Source organism: Enterococcus sp. AZ103 (assembly GCF_051714685.1).
Classification (GTDB): domain Bacteria; phylum Bacillota; class Bacilli; order Lactobacillales; family Enterococcaceae; genus Enterococcus_A; species Enterococcus_A alishanensis.
Window position 1 is genome coordinate 1663562 of record NZ_JBIOSI010000001.1, and the last position, 21619, is coordinate 1685180.

Annotated in this window: 25 protein-coding genes and 1 other annotated feature; of the genes, 18 read left to right on the forward strand and 7 right to left on the reverse strand. The window is 36.4% G+C overall.

Going from position 1 to position 21619, the window contains the following annotated elements:
* Position 1: 1 nt before the first annotated feature.
* Genes ID741_RS08375 through ID741_RS08385 form a run of 3 tightly spaced genes read left to right on the forward strand, consistent with a single transcriptional unit; the run spans position 2 to position 2752 of the window.
* Positions 2 to 895: an RluA family pseudouridine synthase gene (locus ID741_RS08375; protein WP_438719705.1), complete on the forward strand. Its 894-nt coding sequence runs from the start codon at positions 2 to 4 to the stop codon at positions 893 to 895.
* Between the two features lie 10 nt (positions 896 to 905).
* Entirely contained in the window at positions 906 to 2273 is a 1368-nt protein-coding gene (gene mgtE / locus ID741_RS08380) for a magnesium transporter (protein ID WP_438719706.1), read from the forward strand.
* Between the two features lie 29 nt (positions 2274 to 2302).
* Complete coding sequence (locus ID741_RS08385) at positions 2303 to 2752, forward strand: hypothetical protein (RefSeq protein ID WP_218326759.1); 450 nt, start codon at positions 2303 to 2305, stop codon at positions 2750 to 2752.
* 22 nt (positions 2753 to 2774) lie between these two features.
* Here ID741_RS08385 and ID741_RS08390 read toward each other — a convergent pair whose 3' ends face one another.
* On the reverse strand, positions 2775 to 3410 hold the full coding sequence (locus ID741_RS08390) for a copper homeostasis protein CutC (RefSeq protein WP_438719707.1): 636 nt from the start codon (positions 3408 to 3410) through the stop codon (positions 2775 to 2777).
* A gap of 69 nt (positions 3411 to 3479) precedes the next feature.
* Between ID741_RS08390 and ID741_RS08395 the strand changes: the two genes are divergently transcribed.
* From ID741_RS08395 to recD2, 4 genes are all read left to right on the forward strand, one after another.
* Complete coding sequence (locus ID741_RS08395; RefSeq protein WP_438719708.1) at positions 3480 to 4307, forward strand: methyltransferase domain-containing protein; 828 nt, start codon at positions 3480 to 3482, stop codon at positions 4305 to 4307.
* 212 nt (positions 4308 to 4519) lie between these two features.
* On the forward strand, positions 4520 to 5026 hold the full coding sequence (gene trmL / locus ID741_RS08400; protein ID WP_218326756.1) for a tRNA (uridine(34)/cytosine(34)/5-carboxymethylaminomethyluridine(34)-2'-O)-methyltransferase TrmL: 507 nt from the start codon (positions 4520 to 4522) through the stop codon (positions 5024 to 5026).
* 50 nt (positions 5027 to 5076) lie between these two features.
* Positions 5077 to 5733 (forward strand): histidine phosphatase family protein, encoded by a 657-nt coding sequence (locus tag ID741_RS08405; RefSeq protein ID WP_438719709.1) that lies wholly within the window; start codon positions 5077 to 5079, stop codon positions 5731 to 5733.
* Positions 5734 to 5772: 39 nt separating this feature from the next.
* Positions 5773 to 8190 (forward strand): SF1B family DNA helicase RecD2, encoded by a 2418-nt coding sequence (gene recD2 / locus ID741_RS08410; protein WP_438719710.1) that lies wholly within the window; start codon positions 5773 to 5775, stop codon positions 8188 to 8190.
* 17 nt (positions 8191 to 8207) lie between these two features.
* Here recD2 and ID741_RS08415 read toward each other — a convergent pair whose 3' ends face one another.
* On the reverse strand, positions 8208 to 9185 hold the full coding sequence (locus ID741_RS08415; RefSeq protein ID WP_438719711.1) for a diacylglycerol/lipid kinase family protein: 978 nt from the start codon (positions 9183 to 9185) through the stop codon (positions 8208 to 8210).
* 177 nt (positions 9186 to 9362) lie between these two features.
* Between ID741_RS08415 and ID741_RS08420 the strand changes: the two genes are divergently transcribed.
* Positions 9363 to 9863 (forward strand): QueT transporter family protein, encoded by a 501-nt coding sequence (locus ID741_RS08420; RefSeq protein WP_438719712.1) that lies wholly within the window; start codon positions 9363 to 9365, stop codon positions 9861 to 9863.
* A gap of 38 nt (positions 9864 to 9901) precedes the next feature.
* On the opposite strand, the gene cbpA is transcribed toward ID741_RS08420, so the two are convergent.
* Positions 9902 to 10534: a cyclic di-AMP binding protein CbpA gene (gene cbpA, locus ID741_RS08425; RefSeq protein ID WP_218326751.1), complete on the reverse strand. Its 633-nt coding sequence runs from the start codon at positions 10532 to 10534 to the stop codon at positions 9902 to 9904.
* 162 nt (positions 10535 to 10696) lie between these two features.
* On the opposite strand from cbpA, the gene rpmG reads away from it, so the two are divergent.
* The 5 genes from rpmG (at position 10697) to ID741_RS08450 (ending at position 13883) form a co-directional block, all read left to right on the forward strand.
* Positions 10697 to 10849 (forward strand): 50S ribosomal protein L33, encoded by a 153-nt coding sequence (gene rpmG / locus ID741_RS08430; protein WP_218326750.1) that lies wholly within the window; start codon positions 10697 to 10699, stop codon positions 10847 to 10849.
* Positions 10850 to 10976: 127 nt separating this feature from the next.
* On the forward strand, positions 10977 to 11147 hold the full coding sequence (secE, locus tag ID741_RS08435; protein ID WP_218326749.1) for a preprotein translocase subunit SecE: 171 nt from the start codon (positions 10977 to 10979) through the stop codon (positions 11145 to 11147).
* Positions 11148 to 11244: 97 nt separating this feature from the next.
* Positions 11245 to 11787 (forward strand): transcription termination/antitermination protein NusG, encoded by a 543-nt coding sequence (nusG, locus tag ID741_RS08440; RefSeq protein WP_218326748.1) that lies wholly within the window; start codon positions 11245 to 11247, stop codon positions 11785 to 11787.
* A 59-nt stretch (positions 11788 to 11846) separates the two neighbouring features.
* Positions 11847 to 12725 (forward strand): alpha/beta hydrolase, encoded by an 879-nt coding sequence (locus ID741_RS08445; RefSeq protein ID WP_438719713.1) that lies wholly within the window; start codon positions 11847 to 11849, stop codon positions 12723 to 12725.
* Positions 12726 to 12791: 66 nt separating this feature from the next.
* The gene (locus tag ID741_RS08450) at positions 12792 to 13883 is read left to right on the forward strand and encodes a lactate oxidase (protein WP_438719714.1); all 1092 of its coding nucleotides are present in this window, start codon (positions 12792 to 12794) and stop codon (positions 13881 to 13883) included.
* A 41-nt stretch (positions 13884 to 13924) separates the two neighbouring features.
* Here the strand turns inward: ID741_RS08450 and sdaAA are convergent, their stop codons facing one another.
* Together sdaAA and sdaAB are read right to left on the reverse strand one after the other, a co-directional pair.
* Positions 13925 to 14812, reverse strand: coding sequence for an L-serine ammonia-lyase, iron-sulfur-dependent, subunit alpha (gene sdaAA, locus ID741_RS08455; protein ID WP_218326745.1), 888 nt, complete (start codon positions 14810 to 14812; stop codon positions 13925 to 13927).
* Positions 14813 to 14824: 12 nt separating this feature from the next.
* Positions 14825 to 15499, reverse strand: a complete 675-nt coding sequence (sdaAB, locus tag ID741_RS08460; protein ID WP_218326744.1) for an L-serine ammonia-lyase, iron-sulfur-dependent subunit beta — start codon at positions 15497 to 15499, stop codon at positions 14825 to 14827.
* Positions 15500 to 15795: 296 nt separating this feature from the next.
* Here sdaAB and rplK point away from each other — a divergent pair, with 296 nt between their 5' ends.
* The 5 genes from rplK (at position 15796) to ID741_RS08485 (ending at position 19014) form a co-directional block, all read left to right on the forward strand.
* Complete coding sequence (rplK, locus tag ID741_RS08465; RefSeq protein WP_218326743.1) at positions 15796 to 16218, forward strand: 50S ribosomal protein L11; 423 nt, start codon at positions 15796 to 15798, stop codon at positions 16216 to 16218.
* A gap of 95 nt (positions 16219 to 16313) precedes the next feature.
* Positions 16314 to 17003 (forward strand): 50S ribosomal protein L1, encoded by a 690-nt coding sequence (gene rplA, locus ID741_RS08470; protein WP_218326742.1) that lies wholly within the window; start codon positions 16314 to 16316, stop codon positions 17001 to 17003.
* 44 nt (positions 17004 to 17047) lie between these two features.
* Positions 17048 to 17173, forward strand: a sequence feature (ribosomal protein L10 leader region).
* A gap of 34 nt (positions 17174 to 17207) precedes the next feature.
* Entirely contained in the window at positions 17208 to 17708 is a 501-nt protein-coding gene (gene rplJ, locus ID741_RS08475; protein WP_218326741.1) for a 50S ribosomal protein L10, read from the forward strand.
* Between the two features lie 51 nt (positions 17709 to 17759).
* Positions 17760 to 18131, forward strand: coding sequence for a 50S ribosomal protein L7/L12 (rplL, locus tag ID741_RS08480; protein ID WP_218326740.1), 372 nt, complete (start codon positions 17760 to 17762; stop codon positions 18129 to 18131).
* Positions 18132 to 18408: 277 nt separating this feature from the next.
* Positions 18409 to 19014, forward strand: a complete 606-nt coding sequence (locus tag ID741_RS08485; protein ID WP_438720458.1) for an MIP/aquaporin family protein — start codon at positions 18409 to 18411, stop codon at positions 19012 to 19014.
* 42 nt (positions 19015 to 19056) lie between these two features.
* Here ID741_RS08485 and ID741_RS08490 read toward each other — a convergent pair whose 3' ends face one another.
* On the reverse strand, positions 19057 to 20388 hold the full coding sequence (locus ID741_RS08490; RefSeq protein ID WP_438719715.1) for an amino acid permease: 1332 nt from the start codon (positions 20386 to 20388) through the stop codon (positions 19057 to 19059).
* Between the two features lie 181 nt (positions 20389 to 20569).
* Complete coding sequence (locus tag ID741_RS08495) at positions 20570 to 21508, reverse strand: 2-dehydropantoate 2-reductase (RefSeq protein WP_438719716.1); 939 nt, start codon at positions 21506 to 21508, stop codon at positions 20570 to 20572.
* Positions 21509 to 21619 lie beyond the last annotated feature (111 nt).

Here is a 21619-nt window from a genome sequence, read left to right on the forward strand (position 1 = left end):
TTTGAAATTTGAATGGACTTATCAAGATGATGCATCAGTATTACTACGTACTTTTTTAAAAAAACAAGGGATCTCAAAAAAATTATTAGCAAAAATTAAATTTCAAGGCGGCGAAATTTACGTGAATCAGTCAATCGAAAACGTCTTGTATTCTTTAAAACCTTTTGATAAGGTAGCAGTTGTGATTCCTAACGAACTGCCCCATGAGACCTTGTTATTAGATGAAACGCCAATCGAGATTGTTTTTGAAGATGAACATCTTTTGATTGTTAACAAGCCCGCTAACGTGGCGTCGATTCCGGCGCAGTATCATCCTAATGGAACAATGGCTAATCGGGTAAAGGCTTATTATGTGCAACAAAATTATCCCGATCAAGTTGTCCATGTAGTCACTCGTTTAGATCGTGATACAACTGGATTGATGTTATTTGCAAAGCATGGTTTTGCCCATGCGAAATTAGATCAAGCGTTACAAAACAAAACATTAATCAAAAAATATCAAGCTTTACTTAGTGGCAAAATAAATCATTTGAAGGATCATGAGATGATTGATTGCCCCATTGGACGTGACCTGTCTTCTTTATTGAAAAGACAAGTAATTGAAAATGGACAAACTGCCTTAACAGAATATTGGTTAGAAAAGAAAAATGCAATTGTGGCATTAGTAGATATCCAATTATATACAGGAAGAACTCACCAGATTCGCGTGCATTTTAGCGAGTTAGGTTGTCCGTTGCTAGGTGATGAACTCTATCACGGTAATCTTGATATGGGTATCAAACGTCAAGCATTGCATTGCTATTATTTAGCTTTTACCCATCCTTTTAGCAATGAAGAGCTAACTTTTAAATTACCCTTGCCATTAGACATGGGAGAAGTCGTAGAAAAGATTTGAGGTGAGTATAATGGATGAAAATCAAGAAGAACTTGAACAACATTTCCAACAGCTTCGAACTGAGTTACATCAAAATCAATTACAGGATTTCCGTGAGCATTTTTTAGATTTACATGTTTATGATCAAGGGCAGTTTTATCAAGGTTTATCAGCTGACGAACGTCATTTGGTTTATGCTTATCTGTCTCCTGACGAGTTGGCTGACATGTTTGACGTGATTGAAGAAGACGATGAACATGTGGAAGAATATTTAACTGAGATGCGTCCACGATATGCCGCTGAAATGTTATCTCAAATGTACACCGATAATGCGGTGGATTTGCTAAATGAATTAGACAAAAAGTTGGTGCCCCAATTTTTAAGCTATATGGATAGTGAACATGCCAACGAGATTCGTGAATTATTACATTACGAAGATGAAACAGCCGGTTCATTAATGACGACAGAGTACGTCTCTATCGTAGCGAATCAAACGATGCGCTCCGCAATGTATGTCTTGAAATCTGAGGCTGAATTAGCAGAAACCATTTATTATACTTATGTAGTAAATAATGATAATCAATTAGTCGGAGTTATCTCTTTAAGAGATTTAATTATTAATGATGAAGACGCGATGGTAGCAGACGTTATGAGTGAGCGGGTAATTTCCGTTCACGTCGGTGATGATCAAGAAGATGTAGCACAGACTTTTCGGGATTATGACTTTCTAGCGTTACCAGTTACAGACTATGAAGATCATTTGTTAGGAATCGTGACGGTCGATGATATTATTGATGTCATTGATGATGAAGCTGCCAGTGATTATTCTGGTTTGGCGGGGGTTAACGTTGAAGAAATCAGCGAAAATCCTTTGAAAGCTGCTTCAAGACGATTGCCTTGGTTGATTACTTTACTATTTTTAGGGATGACGACAGCAACTTTAATTAATCACTATGAAGCTTTGGTTAGTAAAGCGAGTATTTTAGCGGTATTTATTTCTTTGATTACCGGAACGGCCGGAAATGCTGGTACCCAATCTTTAGCAGTAGCCGTTAGAAGGTTAGCGATCTCTGATGATGAAGATAAAAGTTTTGGGCAATTAATTCTCAGTGAAATTTTAACAGGTTTGGTAACAGGTTTAGTGACGGGTGTTACTATTTTTGTTATTGTGGGTATTTGGAAGAGTAATTTTATTTTAGGGTTTGTCATTGGTACGGCTATGATGGCAGCGATAACTGTTGCCAATTTAGCAGGAAGTTTTATTCCGATGTTGATGGAAAAATTAGGTTTTGATCCAGCAGTAGCTTCTGGTCCATTTATTACGACTTTGAGCGATTTGACCAGCGTGCTGATTTATTTTAATATTGCTAGTATGTTTATGGATCGCTTTATTAATTAACTTCAAAAAAGAAAACACGGGTGAATGAAATGAAAAAAGCCTATGGAATTATTATTCGAAATGGATTAATTTTATTAGTGCGAACACCGGGGATACCCATCTGGGATCTACCAGGCGGTGTGTTACCGGAAAAAATCGGTGAACGAGAAGGTTTGCAACAAATTATTTATGAAAATCTTGATTTTGAAGCAAAGGTTAAAGAGCTGATTGGCATTTATACGAAGGAATATTCTGATGATATTACTTACATTTATAAAGTAGAAGAAGCAAAATATCAAAGTAAAATGGATTCTGATGTATATAGTGCCTATAGTTTTTTTGATATTGATAGTCTACCGCTAAATTTATACGGAGATCGCCGTAAGCAGATAAAAGATTTTCAAACTGGTCGTTATCCGATTCGTTTGCGTTTTAAGAAGAATAAATGGATTCATAGGGTTGAATCCTTTATCAAAGAAAAGAAGCCAAAACAACTTTAATAATGGTTGTTTTGGCTTCTTTTTAAAATGTCACAATCTTCGTTCCATGAGCTTCTTTTACGCCGAGAAATTCGATAATTTTATCAATATTATTTGCATTAATTCCGCCTCCTGGCAAAATAATGATACGACCATCTGCGTAATCAACTAATTCCTTTAAGTGCGGCAAACATTCATCAATTGTCTGAGTTGCTGGACCTCCGTGAGTTAAAATCCGGTCAATCCCTAATTGTACAAACCAATCAATTGTTTTCAGCTGTTCTTCATGATTTAATTCATCGAAAGCCATATGAAAAGTTGTTTGTAATCCGCTACTGTTGCCTAAAATCATTTCAACGGCTTCCTCATCAACTTCATTTTCTGCAGTTAGACAGCCAAATACGATGCCATCTACACCAGCATTTTTTGCATGAATTAAATCATTTTCAATAATCTTAAGTTCAAGATCATTATAAACAAAATTGCCGCCACGGGGGCGAATCATGGTCATAATCGGTACGTGTTTTTCACTAGCATAAGCCATTGCTTCTTCAATTACACCCAGGCTTGGTGTTGTTCCACCGACAGCTAGGTTATCACAAAGTTCAATCCTACTAGCGCCAGCAGCGATTGCTTTTGGTAAATCGGTAAAGTTTTCGGCACAAAATTCTTTAATCATTTTCCTACCTCCCTCAGATAGTGTAACATAGGAGTCAACAGATTAAGGATTAGAAATTGAGGAATAAAAATGTTGAAAAAAATTGATCTTGCTGAGAAATTTCTGAAGGAACATGGTGGCTATTTCCGCTGTCCAAAATGTCACCATCAGATGTCAGCTGTTGAAAAAAGTTTGATTTGTAAAAATAATCATCGTTTTGATCTAGCTAAAAAGGGCACTCTTTATTTTTTAGATCATCAAATTAAAACGGAATACCAAAAAGAGATGTTTGTCCCGCGAGGTAAAATGATTGGTTCTGGAATGTATCAACCCGTAATTAATCAAATCAGTGAATGGCAAATAGGCGACAATATCTTAGATGTCGGCTGTGGTGAAGGAAGTTTTTTAAATCAATTGTCGCAGTTAAAAGAGATTCCGACGAAAATTGGCTTTGATATTTCTAAAGAGGGTATTTATTTAGCCACCAATCAACCAATAAAGGCTTTTTGGTGTGTCGCTGATTTAACCAATTTACCCTTTAGTGATGATTCTTTTACGACCATCTTAAATATATTTTCACCTTCACAATATAGTGAATTTCGGCGGGTATTAAAAAAAGATGGGCAAGTTTTAAAAGTCGTCCCACAAGAGAACTATCTGAAAGAATTGCGGGAAAAAGTCTTCCCTGAGGGTAAACCCTATTCCAATCAAGCAGTGATTGAACGCTTCAAAGAAGAAATGTCTGATGTTAGACAGCGTCGTGTCACTTATGAATTTGACATTCCAAATAAATTACAATTAGATTTTCTAGAAATGTCACCTTTGGAATGGCAGGCGACAACAGAAATAAAAGCCCAGTTAATCGCCAATCCACTGAAAAAAATTACGATTGATGTAGAGATCCTAGAAGGTTATTAGAGATAGCGTTTTCAGCAAAACTTTGTTGGTTTTCAGGGTTGATTTTCTTACTTCATGGTGGTATAGTACAAACAAGTTGTTTTTCATTGGTTTTTATCAGGTTCCTGTTCTGATAAAAGATAGTGAAAAGTGCTTCACTAACGTAGCAGCTCGCCGTGCAAGACACCGAGTTGATACGTTCTTTTTTTTGTCTAAATCAAGGAGGCCATCAAATGACAAATCATATCGTACTTTTTGAACCACAAATTCCAGCCAATACCGGCAACATTGCTCGTACTTGTGCTGCTACTAATTCACCCTTACATTTAATTGAACCCTTGGGATTTTCAACTGATGATAAACATTTAAAACGTGCAGGCTTAGATTATTGGCATGAGGTAAACATTACCTATCATGAAAATTTAGCGGCTTTTTTAACTTATGTGGGAGAAAATCCTTTGCATTTGATTACTAAATTTGCCAATCAAGTATATTCTGAAGTCAACTACCAAGATGAAAGAGATCATTATTTCATGTTTGGTAAAGAAACAACTGGCTTACCTGAAACTTTCATGCGTGAAAACGAAGAGAAATGCCTACGTATCCCTATGAATGACCAACACGTTCGTTCGCTAAACTTATCCAACACGGTGGCGTTAGTTGTTTATGAAGCGTTAAGACAACAAAATTTTCCAGCTTTAGAGTTACAACATCATTATGAGCATGATAAATTAGATTAAAGTTTTTAATCTCATATTTGTCTTGAAACTATTTAAACTAGGAGGATTTCATGAAATTATATTTTACTCGTCATGGTAAAACACAATGGAATCAAGAAAAAAGATTTCAAGGAATGATGGGGGATTCTCCATTATTACCAGAAAGCTTTGCGGCGATTGAAGCTTTAGGAAAAACTTTAAAAGACATTCCTTTTGAAAAAATATATACCAGTAGTCAAAAACGTGCTTATTTGACCGCTGAAGGAATTAGCCAACATTTAGAACAACCTGTGCCGATTGTCAAAACCGATGATTTACGAGAATTAGGGTTAGGTAGTTTAGAAGGACAATTAATTGAAGAAATGCGGGAAAAATACCCAACTGACTTAGATAATCTACGACATCATTTGGAAAACTATCATCCGGAAGCTTTTGGTGGCGAACCGATTGAAGATATGTTGGCTCGAGTAGATGGGCTAGTTGGTGAAGCTGTTTTAGAAGCTAAAGAAGGTCCGCTATTATTTGTTGGTCATGGTGCAGCTTTAACCGCAGCTATTCAATCGTTAACGGGCAAACCTTTGTCTCGATTAAGAGAACAGGGTGGTTTGTTTAACAACAGTCTAACAGTTTTAGAAACTGATCATTTTGAACCGCCTTATAAAATGGTAAAATGGAATGATGTTAGTTTTCTAGCAGGTGTTAATCAGCAAATTGATGCAATGTTATAATTTTTAATAGTAGCTAAATTTTTACGGGAGGTGAAACAATTGTCTGAGGAAATCTATCTTAAAGGGCGACTAAAAGCTATTTTCTACCAGAATCCTAGTAACTTTTACAAAGTTTTGTTGATAAAAATTACAGAAACCAATAGCGATTACTTGGAAAGTGAAATTGTCGCCACTGGTAGTTTTGGTGATCTTCAAGAAGATGAAGAATATCGTTTTGTCGGACAATTTGTGGATCACCCTAAATATGGCAAGCAATTTCAAGTTGAGCGTTATGAACAAGCCCAGCCTACTTCTACTAATGGGATTATCAATTATTTATCAAGTGAAAAATTTCCTGGAATCGGAAAGAAAACAGCAGAAAAAATTGTTGAAATCTTAGGAGAAGGTGCGATTGATGCCATTAATCAAAATCCCGACAACTTAAATCAGATTCCCAACCTAAACCAAAAGAAAAAAGCCCAAATTGTCGAGACTATTCGTAAAAATTATGGGATGGAACAAGTGATTGTTGGTTTAACAAAATATGGCTTTGGTAGCCGATTATCCTTTGCAATTTTTCAGATGTATCGCCAAGAAGCTTTAGATGTAATTCATGAAAATCCCTATCGCTTAGTGGAAGATATTGAAGGAATTGGCTTTAAAAAAGCTGATAATTTAGCTGAGCAATTAGGCATAGCGGCTGACAGTAAGGCCAGAATTCGGGCAGCTATTTTACATCAGGTTAATGAAGATGCTAATCAAAGCGGCGATACTTATGTAGAAGCACAAGAATTATTAAACGAGACCTTGAATTTATTAGAAAATTCTCGTCCCGTGGAAATATCTCCTAATCAAGTAGCCGATACCATCATTGAATTAGTTGAAGAAGATAAAATTCAGCAGGATGCCACCAAAATATATGAGAATACTTTATTCTTTAGTGAGTGGGGCATTGCTTCTAGCATCGAACGATTATTGGCCCGCAAAAAAGAGATTAGTTATGATAAAAAAGAAATCACAAAAAAGTTACGGGTGATTGAAAAACGCCTAAAAATTACTTACGGAGATTCACAGGATCAAGCAATCCAAAAAGCAATCGCTTCACCATTATTTATTTTAACTGGTGGTCCAGGGACAGGAAAGACCACTGTAATCAATGGCATTGTACAATTATTTGCTGAATTGAATGATTTATCATTAGATCCTAGCGATTACACGCAAGCCATATTTCCAATCCTATTAGCGGCACCCACCGGACGGGCAGCCAAACGGATGAATGAAACCACCGAATTGCCGGCTAGTACGATTCATCGGTTATTGGGTTTAAATGGACGAGAAAAGACTCCTGAGATAGAAGCCAAGGATTTAGAAGGGGGCTTATTAATTGTCGATGAAATGTCGATGGTAGATACTTGGCTGGCTAATACGTTGCTAAAGGCTATCCCCAATAATATGCAAATTATTTTAGTTGGCGATAAAGATCAGTTGCCATCAGTTGGCCCAGGACAAGTCTTTCATGATTTATTACAAGTTGAAGATATTCCTAAGATGGAGCTAACAGAAATTTATCGTCAAGGTGAATCTTCTTCTATCATCCCATTAGCTCATGAAATTAAGGATGGTCGTTTACCTAAAGATTTTCAACAAAATCAAAAGGATCGTTCTTTTATTGCTTGTAATGTTTTTCAAATGGAACAAGTCATCCGCCAAATTGTTGAGAAGGCGAAGCAAAAAGGTTTCTCAGCTCAGGATGTACAAGTTTTGGCTCCAATGTATCGAGGACCAGCAGGAATTGATGCAATTAATAAAATGATGCAAGAGATTTTTAATCCTAATCCCGATGGTAAGAAAAAAGAAGTGAGTTGGAACGAAAATGTTTATCGAATTGGCGATAAGGTTTTACAATTAGTTAATGAACCAGAATTAAATATTTTTAATGGCGATATGGGCATTATTGTCGGAATTATTCCAGCTAAGGAATCAGAAGATAAAGTCGATGAATTAGTGATTGCCTTTGACAGCAATGAAGTCAGTTACAAAAGAAATGATTGGAATAAAATTAAGCTTTCTTATTGTTGTTCTATTCATAAAGCGCAAGGTAGTGAGTTTGAGATGGTGTTGTTACCGATGGTACGGCAATACCAGCGAATGCTACAACGAAATTTATTATATACTGCAGTAACACGCAGTAAAGATCGGCTCATTTTGTTAGGAGAAGTGGAAGCTTTTGAAGTTTGCGTTTCGAAGGAATCAGCTGTAAGAAAAACAACTCTGATTGAGCGAATTACTCATGGCGAGCAAGCCGTAACACAAATGGAAAAAGTGAAGAGTATGGAAGCGCCTTTTGAAGAAGAAACAACTGAAAAAGTAGTTGAAGCTGCTTTTGGTCCTAAGATATTAACGAAAGCCTTAATTCAAACTCAAACAATTGATCCATTAATTGGAATGGAAGACATTCGTCCAGAGATGTTTATGTAAAAAGAGGAGTCCAACGATTAGTTGAGCTCCTCTTTTTCAGCATACCAGATATGTTGCGAACTAGTTGCAAAACTAATATCAAATGAACGTTTACCCATGTCCTCACCATCTGATTGTCCTTCTTGTGGTTGAACTGAGACAATTCGGATTTTTGAACTGGTAAAATGTTTAAAGTGACGATTGTTCGTATGTTTTTTCATAAGTAATTGGATAAAGAAACGTAATATAGCAGGGAAACTAGGTCGCTCCACGATGACTAAATCAATCGTTTCTTTTTTTGGATCAGCCATTGGTGCAATGGCAAAACCACCACCAAAATAAGGAATATTCGTAGTAGTGCATAAAAAAGTTCTTTGAAAAGTTTCTTGGTGACCATTTAGCTCAACTAGAATCGGAAACGGCTTTTGCTGAAAAACGGCTTTAACCAATGAAAATAAATAAGCTGCTGAACCTAAATGATATTTATTTAAAACTTTTTTTGCTGTTGAAGCATTGGTAGTTGAGACAATCAGAGCATCTAATCCAATCCCAACATTGTTTAGAACTAAACCAAATTCTTCATTGATTTTTTCTTCGTAAGTTAAAACATTAATTTTTTGAGGAGCCTTAGCTGCTAAAACTTGCTCTAAAGCTACTTTTGGATTTGCGGACAGTCCTATACCACGAGCAAAATCATTGCCCGAGCCGGCTGGAATATAGCTCACAGGAAAGTCGTGGGCAGACAAATAAAATTGATTAACGACTTCATGCAGAGTACCATCGCCGCCGATAATAATTAAAAGATGAAAGACTTCATATTCAGTATCAGCTTCCCAGGTAGATAATAAGGGCATAATTTTATTGACGATGTCTTTTTCTTCGCCGGCAAAATTAGTGTAATAAGGCGTATAAGTTATATTCTTTTCGTCTAGAAGATCAATAATGATTTGGGCTTTTTTAGCTGCGTTTCCAGATCCTGCTGCCGGATTTATTAATAAATGATAGTGAAAATTCATGAATTTGCCATCCTCTCCAAGAAATGATTATAACAGAGGATAGCTAAAAGCGGCACCAGAAAGTTTAGTCTTTCATAGAAACCTTGACATTTAGGTGTAAATTTTTTATCCTTAGTAAGTTGTTTGCGGTTCATCAACCATCCCGCATTATCAAAACTTGGAGAAAGAAGGGGAAACATGCATATTGCACAAAAACAGAAAACGAGAGTGGTCGTAACTAACGGAATCATCATGGCATTATACTTAGCATTAACCATTTTAGTGACACCCGTTGCCAGTGGCGCAATTCAATTTCGAATTTCTGAAAGTCTGAATCATTTAGTTGTTTTCAATCGGAAATATTTATGGGGAATTTTGGGTGGCGTTGTTGTTTACAATGCGATTTTTGGTATGGGTTGGCCGGATGTCGTTTTTGGGGGTGCCCAAACGTTGTTGGCATTGGCCTTAACAAGTGCCTTACAAAAAGTTGTTCCAAACGTCAAAGTTCGTTTGGCTTTAAACACATTATTCTTTACCGCTAGCATGGCATTGATTGCTGCAATGTTAAATATTACCGTTGCCGCACCATTTTGGCCAACATATGGCTGGACGGCTTTAAGTGAATTTATTATTATGGCAATTTCAGCACCATTAATGTACTTTATTAATCGCGGTGTTGATTTTGGTGATCGAATCTAAATAAAAAGCCTGAAACTTCTTGGTTTCAGGCTTATTTTTTATCTCATGGTTAACGCTTCAACTTCAGCAACTTCAAAATGTTTACGCTCAAGATGATCAATAATATTATTTAATTTTTTTTCATCAATGCCAGCAGGTAAAGTAAATAAAGTCCGGCGACTGTCTTTACCGACATCTAAAGTGATACAGCTAGCCAAGCTAGTAAATCGCGCGATGGCTTTAGTCATAGCTGCCAGATCTCCTTTTTTTCCTTCTGAAACAACAGTTAATACATAGCTGCCAGTCCGGAAATTCCAAGATTCAGATAACATATTTAGTAAAGTACTGTGAGTCAATATACCGTAAAAATGATTGTTCTCATCTAGTACTGTAATATACGGTAATTCTTTGATACTAAAGAAAACTTTAAAAAAAGAAGTGTCTAATGAAATAAATTTTGTAGCATTTTTTAACAAATGTGTGACTGGTAAATTTAGATCACCACCATTGGCTTTATGGCGATAAATATGCATTTTATAAATATTTCCACGAAAAATTTGTTTACTCTCATCTAAAATAGGTACACAACGAAAACCAGTACTTTCTAAGATATCCAGCGCTTCCTGTAATGTGGTAGATTCGGTAATTGTGGTCAAGTTTTCTTTTGGATAAACCAAACTTTCTAATAACATTAAAGTTACCCTCCAATAATAGGCTTCATTTCTTCATTATCTTATCATACTATTAATCCTAAGAGCATTATTTTTATGAAACTTTTTAAAGCGTCAGAGACAATTGACAGCCCGCATCTTTGATGATAATGTTATCATTGAATTAGTTCGAGGAGGATTCAGATGGCGACAAAAAAAGCAGCCTTGGCCTGTACAGTTTGTGGTTCTAGAAACTACACAAAGAGTATTAGCGAAGGAAAAAAAGGCGAGCGGTTAGAAATCAACAAATTCTGTAAACATTGCCAAAAATATACGTTACATAGAGAAACAAAATAATATTTTCTAAAGAAGAAATTTAATACCATCATATGAGCTAGGTATCAGTTTTACTAAAAGCAATAAATAAGTAGAAGGGTATCTACAGTGAGAATAATATTAAATTACAAACTAGGAGGAAAAAACCGTGAAATTTTTACGTAGCGTAGTAGCTGAAATGAAAATCGTAACTTGGCCTTCACGTAAACAATTACGAAAAGATTCGTTAGTAGTTATCGAAACAGCCATTATCTTTGCCTTGATGTTTTATGTCATGGATACAGCGATTGGTTTGCTATTTAAATTTATTATTGGGTAGTAGGCAAGTATTTAAAAACATGCTATAATATGAATTGAGAAAAAACCTTGGAGAACTAAGGTTTTTTTATTTTAGAACGAGGAGCCGATTAATTAAAATGGAGTCTTTTGAAAAACAATGGTATGTCTTACACACATATTCCGGCTATGAAAACAAAGTAAAAGCAAATATTGAATCCCGTGCCCAAAGTATGAGAATGGAAGATTATATCTTCCGTGTAGTCGTTCCTGAAGAAACTGAAACAGAAGTCAAAGGTGACAAAGTTAAAGAAACAGTTCATAAAACTTTCCCTGGTTATGTCTTAGTTGAAATGGTCATGACAGATGATTCTTGGTATGTTGTGCGTAATACGCCAGGAGTAACTGGTTTTGTCGGCTCACACGGAGCAGGAAGCAAGCCTGCACCATTAATGCCAGAGGAAATCAACCATATTTTAAGAACAATCGGTATGAGTACACGTCAAAGCGATTTAGAAGTAGAACTTGGTGAAACTGTAAAAATCATCGAAGGAGCTTTTGCAGGTCTTGAAGGTGTGATTACTGAAATTGACGAAGAAAAAGAAAAATTAAAAGCCAATGTTAATATGTTCGGTCGGGAAACAAGTACCGAATTAGATTTTGATCAAGTGGATAAAATTTAAAAATCGAAGCTAAAGTATGAGATCACTCTACTTTAGCTTTTTTTAATCGAGGAGCTAAGATGAAAAAAGTCTTTTTATTTGTTGTTCTGCTGATTGTCATTGTTTTTACAGCCGGATGCACGCAACAGAATAAACAACCCCAACCTAAAACAAACGAAACCAGTCAAGCCAAGAAAAATGGGCAAGATACTTATGAAAAAAGCAATGTTCCGACGGTTTATTTTCATGGCTACGGTGGTACTTATCAATCATTAGGTGGCATGATAGACCGTTTGGAAAAGCAAGAAATTACTAAAAGAGAAATGGTTATTCGTGTAGCGGTAGATGGTCGTTTATCCATTGATGGAGCATTAAGCAGTCAAAATAATAATCCCAGTATCCAAGTTTTATTTGACGATAATCAAAACAATGAATGGAATCAAGCAGAATGGATACATAATGTTTTTACTTATTTAAAAACTCAGGGAGTTAGTCAAATTAATGTTGTTACTCATTCGATGGGTGGTGTCAGTTTAGTCAGAAGTCTAGCCACTTATGGGCAAACAGATGAAGTAGTCACAATCAATAAATTTGCTTCCATTGCAGCCCCGTACAATAATTTTTTAGATACATCCAGTCAGCAAACAGTCAAAGAATTATTGCGTAATGGGCCAGCTGAAGAATCAGATCGATATATTTTTTATCGTGATCATCTAGATAATATTCCGACAAATATAAACATTAAGATGATTGCAGGGAAATTAGATAAGCAAACATTTACCGACGGGACGGTACCAACAACCAGTGCTTTGGCTTTGTTCAGTTTACTAAAAGCACATAATGATACTGTTTCGTATGAAGTATTTACCGGCGCCAACGCCCAACATAGTCGTTTACATGAAAATCCAAAAGTTGATCAATCTGTAGCTAAATTTTTGTGGGGAATCAAAGCAAGTTAAATTTCTTGCCGCCTTTTCATTACAGATGTATGATGCCAAAGTAATCAAAAGAAAGAAGGATTTATAATGGCTTATATTACTAGTAATGAAGAACATCCAATTGATATTGTTAACATTCAATCATTAGAAGGACGGGTCAAAGCACAAATGGACAAAGGTGCGTTTGGTTATATCAGCGGCGGTTCTGAAGATGAAATAACATTAAGAGAAAATACTAGTGCCTTTAATAAGAAAAAAATTGTGCCTCGTGTGTTACAAGGAATTGAAAAACCAGATTTGTCGACACAGCTTTTTGAGATTGATTTAAAATCACCAATCATCGAAGCTCCGTCTGCAGCACAAGGTTTATCTCATTCAAAAGGTGAAGTGGCTACAGCGATTGGCACGGCAGAAGCTGGCTCGATTTTTACCATAAGTACTTATGCGACAACCTTAATTGGAGATGCAGTTGTAAAAAATGCGCCACAATTCTTACAATTATATCTTTCGAAAGATGAAGGCTTTAATCAATATATTTTAGAAGAAGCTGTTAAAGCAGGCGTCAAAGCAATTGTATTGACAGCCGATTCGACTTTGGGTGGTTATCGTGAAGCTGATATTGTCAATCAATTTCAATTTCCTATTCCAATGAAGAATTTGGCCGCTTACAGTGAAAAAGATGGTCGTGGCGATGGTGAAGGAAAAGGGATTGCGGAAATTTATGCTGCTGCTAAACAAGCTATTGCACCTGATGATATTCAAAAAGTAAAAGATTTGACCGGATTACCTGTGATTGTCAAAGGAGTACAATCGCCTGAAGATGCTGTTGTAGCAATCAGCGCAGGAGCAGACGGTATTTGGGTATCCAATCATGGTGGTCGTCAATTGGATGGAGGGCCTGCTTCATTTGATGTCTTGCCAGCAATTGCTTCAGCTGTCGCAAAACGCGTTCCAATTATTTTTGATAGTGGAATTCGACGTGGGGAACATATTTTTAAAGCTCTTGCAAGTGGCGCAGATGTTGTTGCAATTGGTCGACCAATTATTTATGGTTTAAATCTTGGTGGATCAGCCGGTGTTAAGTCTGTTTTTGATCATTTTAATAAAGAATTGACAATCACCATGCAATTGGGTGGCGCAAGAAATATTGAAGATGTAAAAAATACAAGTTTATTGTAAAAGAAAAGGATTGACTCTTTTTGAGCCAATCCTTTTTTTGCTTATACAGGTTGTGTTTCTTTTTCTTCACCGTAAACTTGACGTTTTAAGCGGAGACCAGTAGGAGTAGTTGCAACGCCACCTTCTGCTGTTTCTTTAAAGATTTGAGGCATTGCACGTCCAACTTGGTACATTGCTTCCACTACTTCATCTGGTGGAATGACACTGCGAATACCGGCTAACGCCATATCGGCTGAAATAAATGCTTGTGAAGCGCCCATAGCATTTCGTTTCACACAAGGAACTTCTACCAAACCAGCTACTGGATCACAAATTAATCCCATTACATTTTTTAAAGTAATCGCTAGAGCATTAGAAGCAGTTTCTGGTGAACCTCCATTTGCCGTAACTAAAGCCGCTGCCGCCATTGCGCTGGCAGAACCAACTTCAGCTTGACAACCACCTTCAGCTCCAGAAATAGAAGCATTGTTGGCCATCACTAAGCCAAAAGCACCAGCAGTAAATAGAAAATCCAATTGTTCTTCGTGATTTAAGTTTAGTTTGTCGCGAGCCGCCATTAAGACACCAGGTAAAACTCCAGCACTTCCGGCTGTAGGAGTTGCGCAAATTAAGCCCATTTTGGCATTGACTTCATTGGTAGCAATTCCGTTTCGAACGGCTCTCAAAATTGTATCTCCACTCATGAATTTACCACTTTCAATGTAGTCATTCATTTTTTTGGCATCGCCACCAGTAATACCAGTAACAGATTTTACTCCGGCAATTCCTTCGTCGATTGAGTTTTCCATCACTTCTAAGTTTCTTTCCATTAAACCAATGATTTCTTCTCTGGTACGATCAGTTAACTCCATTTCAGTTTGGATCATTAGTTCTCCTACTGAGGAGTAATCTTTGGATTGTTCAACAAGCTCTTGAATAGTATAAAACATGTTTAGTCCCCCTTATTTGTAGTAGGTAACGCTAATGACGTTATCCACGGATTTAAGATCTTGACGCAGTTGTTCCGGATTTTCTGGTGTATCATCAACTTCTAGTAAAATGATTCCGTTGTCCCCCTTGGTTTGACGAGTCATAGTCGCTTTACCAATATTTAAACCTTGAGCCAAGAAAATAGTAGAAATTTTAGCTAATAGCCCGGGAACATCTTTGTGCATAATGATATAGGTTGGTACACCAGTTGAAAGTGAAATACTATAACCATTTAATTCTGTAATCTCAATGTTACCACCACCAATTGAAACCCCAGTGATCGACATTTTGTAATCGCCTTTGATCATGGTAACGGTAACAGTATTTGGATGATTTGAAATTTCTTTTTTTGGTACAAATAAAACTTCCATGCCACGTTCATGAGCAATTTTCAATGAATCAGACAGGCGTGGGTCATCAGGATCCATACCTAAAATTCCACCAACCAAAGCAACATCGGTACCATGACCGCGATAAGTCTTAGCAAATGATTCATATAAATCAAACTCGATGGAATCAGGCTGTTCACCATAAATCATGCGGGCAACCTTTCCAATTCTAGCAGCACCTGCTGTATGTGAGCTACTTGGACCAACCATAACGGGTCCGATAATATCAAAAACACTTCGGAATTTTAATACTTCCATTACAATAACCCTCCTTATTTCTTGTGAAAAAACTCATTTGACTTCATAATTAGTGTAACATAGGAATTTTTTGCAATAAAAAATTTTAAGAAAAATATTTTGTTATTCTAATAGTTATTAAAGGGAGTATGAAGCATATTATTATTGTCTAAAAATTTAAACAATATAAATTTGACTTGATTTTAAAAATATCTTTTGCTATCATGTTCAAGTGTGCATTTACGCACGCTGTTTTAAGTGGGAGGAGAAATCTTGATCTCCATTAACCACATCACGGACCCAAGGAGGTATGTCTCGTGGCAAAAAAAGTAGAAAAACTTGTTAAATTACAAATTCCTGCAGGAAAAGCAACTCCAGCTCCCCCAGTAGGACCAGCTTTAGGTCAAGCCGGTATTAACATCATGGGCTTCACTAAAGAATTTAACGCACGTACTGCTGATCAAGCAGGTTTAATTATCCCAGTTGTGATTTCTGTATACGAAGATCGTTCATTCACTTTCGTAACAAAAACACCACCGGCAGCTGTTTTATTGAAAAAAGCAGCGAACATTGAAAAAGGTTCAGGCGAACCAAACAAAAACAAAGTTGCTTCAGTAACGAAAGCACAAGTGCAAGAAATTGCTGAATTGAAAATGGAAGACCTAAACGCTGCAAACGTAGAATCTGCAATGCGCATGGTTGAAGGAACTGCAAGAAGCATGGGGATTACAGTAGACTAATTCCTGATTTAGAACGCTTCTGAAGTTGGCTCTTGATTGAAAGATCAGAACACGTGGGAGGTTCTACCGTTATAACCACATAAGGAGGAAACAAAATGGCTAAAAAAAGCAAAAAAATGCAAGATGCATTGAAAAAAATTGACGCAACTAAAGCATACGCAGTTACAGAAGCTGTCGCTTTAGCAAAAGAAACAAACTTCGCAAAATTTGACGCAACTGTTGAAGTTGCTTATAAATTAAGCGTTGACCCTAAAAAAGCAGACCAACAAATTCGTGGGGCTGTTGTATTACCAAACGGAACTGGTAAAACTCAAACTGTTTTAGTATTCGCTAAAGGCGATAAAGCAAAAGAAGCTGAAGCAGCTGGTGCAGATTTCGTTGGTGACGACGATTTAGTTCAAAAAATCCAAGGTGGATGGTTTGACTTTGACGTTGTTGTAGCAACTCCTGATATGATGGCGACTGTAGGTCGTTTAGGACGTGTCTTAGGCCCTAAAGGTTTAATGCCTAACCCTAAAACAGGTACTGTAACAATGGACGTAACAAAAGCTGTTGAAGAAGTTAAAGCTGGTAAAGTAACTTACCGTGTTGACAAAGCTGGTAATATCCACGTGCCAATCGGAAAAGTTTCTTTTGACGATGCTAAATTAATCGAAAACTTTAACACAATCAATGATACTTTATTACGTGTGAAACCTGCGACTGCCAAAGGCCAATACATCAAAAATATCACAGTGACTACTACATTTGGTCCTGGGATCCATGTTGATCAATTTTCATTCTAATAAATACTTGACTCAGACACTTTATCTATGATAAGGTGTCTGAGGTTAATAATTTAATCGTACCGAAGACAGTAGGTGGCATTGCCTTAATTTCCTACCGAGGACATTTATTGAGAACATTCAATAGTCCCTCTATGTCTACGGTGGCATAGGGTTTTTTTATTGAAAAAATCCATCCATCAAAATCAGGAGGTGAAACATAAAATGAGTGAAGTAGCAATCGCAAAAAAATCAGCAATCGTTGATGAAGTTGTTGAAAAGTTTAAAGCAGCATCATCTGTTGTAATCGTGGATTACCGTGGTTTAACAGTTGAAGAAGTAACAAACTTACGTAAGCAATTGCGTGACGAAAATGTTGAAATGAAAGTTATCAAAAACTCTATCTTAAGCCGTGCGGCAGTTATTGCTGGACTAGATGGTTTAGGTGAAGTATTTACTGGTCCTACAGCTGTAGCATTCAGTAATGATGATGTTGTTGCACCAGCTAAGATTATGGCTGAGTTTGCAAAAACTGCTAATGAATTAGAAATCAAAGGTGGTATTATTGAAGGAAAAGTAGCTTCTATCGAAGAAATTACTGCTCTTGCAAAATTACCAAACCGCGATGGTCTTCTATCTATGCTATTGTCTGTATTACAAGCGCCAGTCCGCAACGTGGCTTACGCTGTCAAAGCAGTCGCAGAAAAAGAAGAAGAAGTGGCTTAATTGCTGCATAATATAAAAAAATAAAACTTACTTATATGGAGGAAATTTAAAATGGCATTGAACATTGAAAATATTGTCGAAGAACTAAAAGGCGCGACAATCTTAGAATTGAACGACTTAGTAAAAGCTATCGAAGAAGAATTTAACGTAACAGCTGCTGCTCCTGTAGCTGCTGTAGCTGGCGGCGCTGCTGCTGGTGCTGCTGAAGAACAAACTGAATTCACAGTTGAATTATCAGCAGTTGGCGATCAAAAAGTTAAAGTTATCAAAGCAGTTCGTGAAGCAACTGGCTTAGGCTTGAAAGAAGCTAAAGCTGTAGTTGATGGCGCTCCTGCACCAGTTAAAGAAGGTATCTCTAAAGACGAAGCTGAAGCATTAAAAGCTTCTTTAGAAGAAGTTGGCGCTTCTGTAACTGTAAAATAATCATTTTAATCTGGCTAGTCATCATTAGATGGCTAGCTTTTTTGTTATTTCTAAATGAAGTGGTAAAGTAATGACTCTCACAATAAAGTGATATAAAGGCTTTCATTTCACTATATCTAGATTTATTTTTTACATAAAATGATTATATTTTTAGAAAAGTGTTTTTACTTTACAAGTATGGTTCTGTTATATTATCTTAACTTATCAAATAAAGAAAGAAGTTTAAAAGATGAGAAAATATGTAGCAGAATTTTTAGGTACATTTATGTAGGTCTTTATAGGGACTGGGAGTGTTGTTATTGCAAAAGGAGGGACTTTGACGATTGGCTTGGCTTTCGGTTTGGCAATTACCATAATGGCTTATGCGGTTGGTGGCGTGTCAGGTGGGAATTTTAATCCTGGTGTTTCAATTGCAATGATGATTAATAAGCGCCTTGAAATAAAGGATGGTATTTTTTATATTATTGCCCAAGCTTTAGGTGCAATTGTTGCTTCAGCAATTATTTCTATTTATGTGAGTGCTTTGGGATTACCAACTGACAGCCTAGGTCAAACCGATTTTCCAAATATCACTGTTGTTCAAGCATTCGGATTTGAAACTTTAATTACATTTTTATTTGTACTAGTCATTTTGATGGTTACTAGTAAAAAATATGGCAACAGTCAGATGGCACCATTAGCAATCGGAATTACATTGGGATTTTTAATTATTGTCGCATTGAATTTAACAGGCGGATCTCTAAATGCCGCTAGAAGTTTAGGACCAGCTCTATTTGCTGGTGGTTCAGCGTTAAGTCATTATTGGGTGTACTTATTGGTACCAACTTTAGGAGCGATTATTGCTGCTTTTGTCGGTCGATTTATGGGTAGTGAAGAAGTATAAAAAAATCATGGGTTAGTGGCCAAACTAACTCATGATTTTTTTTTAATTATTTGGCAATGTATGTTTTTGCTTTTTTTGAAAACTTAAAAAGATGACGCAGTATAAGATACCTGTGAAGAGCGTAACTCCCCAGTTATTGTTTGCAATAATTCCAATTAGAATTAAGCTTAAGGCAATAATTGCGAATCCGCTAGAAAAGATATCTTTTGATGAGTGTTTTCTATGGGCCAATACAAAGGCTCCGATGCTAATCAACATCCAAGTCAGTAAGACAGAATATGAAATTGACCCTACTAAATAATTAAACAAATTGTTGCCTAAAAAATACGACAGAATAACGCCAATATATAAAGTTCCGGTACAAAATAAAACAGCTTTTTGAGGGACTTGATGCTTGTTCAATCCAGCTAATTTTTTAGTAAATCCATGATTATCTTTTAATCGAAAGTAAAGGGTTCTTGATGATGCGTACACTCCTGAATTAATTGATGAAAATAATGCTAATACAATAACGAAATTAACGATATCCGATGCAAATGGGATATTCACTTTCTCAAAAACCAAGACAAATGGGCTAATGTTAGTGTGAGCCAGAGTTTGCCAATTAAAAATAATCATAAGTAAAATCATCGGTACAATGTAAAAGGAAATAATTCGTCCCATGACCCCTTTGATAGCTTTAGGTATCGCAATTTTTGGATTTTCAGTTTCACTGACAGTGATGGCAATTAATTCCGATCCACCGTAAGAATAGATAACAACCAATAGAGAACTAATTAAACCTTTTATTCCGTGAGGTGCAAAACCTCCATGACTATTCATTTTCGCAAGGGTCGCGCTAAAGCCTATATGAAAAACTTCATTGGCAACCAGATAGCCACCTAGTGCAATCAAAATTAAAATAATGGTAATTTTCGCAAAAGCGAGCCAGTACTCAGTTTCAGCAAATAAAGTGACTGAATATAAATTAATCATGGTGGTTAAAATTGCTAAAAACAAGACAAATATCCAGGCGGGTACATGAGGAAACCACAGCTGTAAAAAAGTTGCGGCAGCTACAGCTTCAGCGATAATATTAACCATCCACAAGGACCAATAGAGCCAATCAATAGAGTCCGCCGCGTGATCTCCTAAATAAGGTTGAACAATTCCTGACAGACCATGAACATTTTCTTGGTCTAAAATCAATCGACCTAGTCCACTCATGACGATAAAAAGTATCATACCACCAATTAGAAAAGCTAATATGACTGATGGGCCGGCAATGCCGATAGCTTCTCCACTACCTTTAAATAAACCAGCACCAATTGCACCACCTAAAGCCAACATTGTGATGTGGCGAGCGGTCATTTTCTTTTGTAAATTCGTTTCCATAAGCTCTCCTTATATAATAAGTAAATTTGAAATATTCAGATAATTCTAAATAATAATAGCAGAAAAGAATTATTCAGCCAGTATTATGAACTTAGTTTTATAAATCATTCATAAAAATTAAAAATATAAAAAATTTTTCGATAAAATAAATACCACTGTTTGCAATAAACAGTGGCATTTTTTATTTAGCATTTAACAATTGTTCTTTGCCATGAATTAATTCTGTTAGGAAGGCACAATAAGGAGTAGGAATTTCCAGACGCTGTCCTTTACGCCAAACAGCACCGTTGATATAGTCGATCTCAGTTTTGCGCTGGCTTTTGATTAAATCCTGATACATTGATGGATAATGTCTGCCTTGTGTTTCGGGATCGTAGGTAGCTTCAATGGCTGTAATGACCGACGCTTGATCAAGGTGAATACCTTCTTGCTGACTAACCGCGGCAAATTCTGAAACAATTGCCGTAATTAAATCTTTGGTGACAGTTAAGTTTCCAAGTTCACCGACGTTGCAATCTAAAATCGTGCATAAACCATTTAAAGTACCGTTGATGCAAGCTTTTTTCCAAATAGAGTAGCGTACATTGTCACTATACATTGGATTTAATTTGGCTTTTTTAAAAACTTCAACTACCTTTAAAGTAAATTCTTTACCTGAAGGTTCGATGTTTTCCATCTCAATTGCACCTGTACCAGTTAGTTCAGCATAACCAGGACCTTTTAGACCAGCTGTCCAGGTGGTCGTTCCAAAGATAATGTTTTCTTTAGGGACGTATTTTTCTAATGTATCTTCATGACCTAAGCCATTTAGTAAGGACAAAACATAAGTTGTTGGATGAATTAGTGACTGAATCATTTGAAACATTTGATCTAATTGCATCGATTTGGTTAAAGCGACGATTAAATCTACTTGTAAATCAGCAGGTAATTCGGTCGGGCTATAAATAGGCAAATGGGCTACAACTTCTTGACCATTTAAGTTTGCAAGTAAGCCTTTTTCTCTGATCGCTGCAATATGAGCAGGCCAAGTATCAATTAAAATTACTTGATTTCCAGCAGCGTGTAACATTAAACCAATTCGGCTACCCATAGCTCCGGCGCCCGCAATGGCAATTTTCATAAATATCACTCCTCGTAAAGTCAGTATACAAAAAAGATAGAGAATCAGAGAAGGGATTTGATTGGTAAAAACTAAAAAGTTATTTTTCTCTTTAGAAAAATGAAATACCTT

Bases quoted from the DNA above. Each gene is read 5' to 3' on its own strand.
- mgtE (WP_438719706.1), top strand. From the start codon at position 906: ATGGATGAAAATCAAGAAGAACTTGAACAACATTTCCAACAGCTTCGA.
- ID741_RS08385 (WP_218326759.1), top strand. From the start codon at position 2,303: ATGAAAAAAGCCTATGGAATTATTATTCGAAATGGATTAATTTTATTA.
- ID741_RS08390 (WP_438719707.1), bottom strand. From the start codon at position 3,410: ATGATTAAAGAATTTTGTGCCGAAAACTTTACCGATTTACCAAAAGCA.
- ID741_RS08395 (WP_438719708.1), top strand. From the start codon at position 3,480: ATGTTGAAAAAAATTGATCTTGCTGAGAAATTTCTGAAGGAACATGGT.
- trmL (WP_218326756.1), top strand. From the start codon at position 4,520: ATGACAAATCATATCGTACTTTTTGAACCACAAATTCCAGCCAATACC.
- ID741_RS08405 (WP_438719709.1), top strand. From the start codon at position 5,077: ATGAAATTATATTTTACTCGTCATGGTAAAACACAATGGAATCAAGAA.
- ID741_RS08415 (WP_438719711.1), bottom strand. From the start codon at position 9,185: ATGAATTTTCACTATCATTTATTAATAAATCCGGCAGCAGGATCTGGA.
- ID741_RS08420 (WP_438719712.1), top strand. From the start codon at position 9,363: ATGCATATTGCACAAAAACAGAAAACGAGAGTGGTCGTAACTAACGGA.
- cbpA (WP_218326751.1), bottom strand. From the start codon at position 10,534: ATGTTATTAGAAAGTTTGGTTTATCCAAAAGAAAACTTGACCACAATT.
- rpmG (WP_218326750.1), top strand. From the start codon at position 10,697: ATGGCGACAAAAAAAGCAGCCTTGGCCTGTACAGTTTGTGGTTCTAGA.
- nusG (WP_218326748.1), top strand. From the start codon at position 11,245: ATGGAGTCTTTTGAAAAACAATGGTATGTCTTACACACATATTCCGGC.
- ID741_RS08445 (WP_438719713.1), top strand. From the start codon at position 11,847: ATGAAAAAAGTCTTTTTATTTGTTGTTCTGCTGATTGTCATTGTTTTT.
- ID741_RS08450 (WP_438719714.1), top strand. From the start codon at position 12,792: ATGGCTTATATTACTAGTAATGAAGAACATCCAATTGATATTGTTAAC.
- sdaAA (WP_218326745.1), bottom strand. From the start codon at position 14,812: ATGTTTTATACTATTCAAGAGCTTGTTGAACAATCCAAAGATTACTCC.
- sdaAB (WP_218326744.1), bottom strand. From the start codon at position 15,499: ATGGAAGTATTAAAATTCCGAAGTGTTTTTGATATTATCGGACCCGTT.
- rplA (WP_218326742.1), top strand. From the start codon at position 16,314: ATGGCTAAAAAAAGCAAAAAAATGCAAGATGCATTGAAAAAAATTGAC.
- rplJ (WP_218326741.1), top strand. From the start codon at position 17,208: ATGAGTGAAGTAGCAATCGCAAAAAAATCAGCAATCGTTGATGAAGTT.
- rplL (WP_218326740.1), top strand. From the start codon at position 17,760: ATGGCATTGAACATTGAAAATATTGTCGAAGAACTAAAAGGCGCGACA.
- ID741_RS08490 (WP_438719715.1), bottom strand. From the start codon at position 20,388: ATGGAAACGAATTTACAAAAGAAAATGACCGCTCGCCACATCACAATG.
- ID741_RS08495 (WP_438719716.1), bottom strand. From the start codon at position 21,508: ATGAAAATTGCCATTGCGGGCGCCGGAGCTATGGGTAGCCGAATTGGT.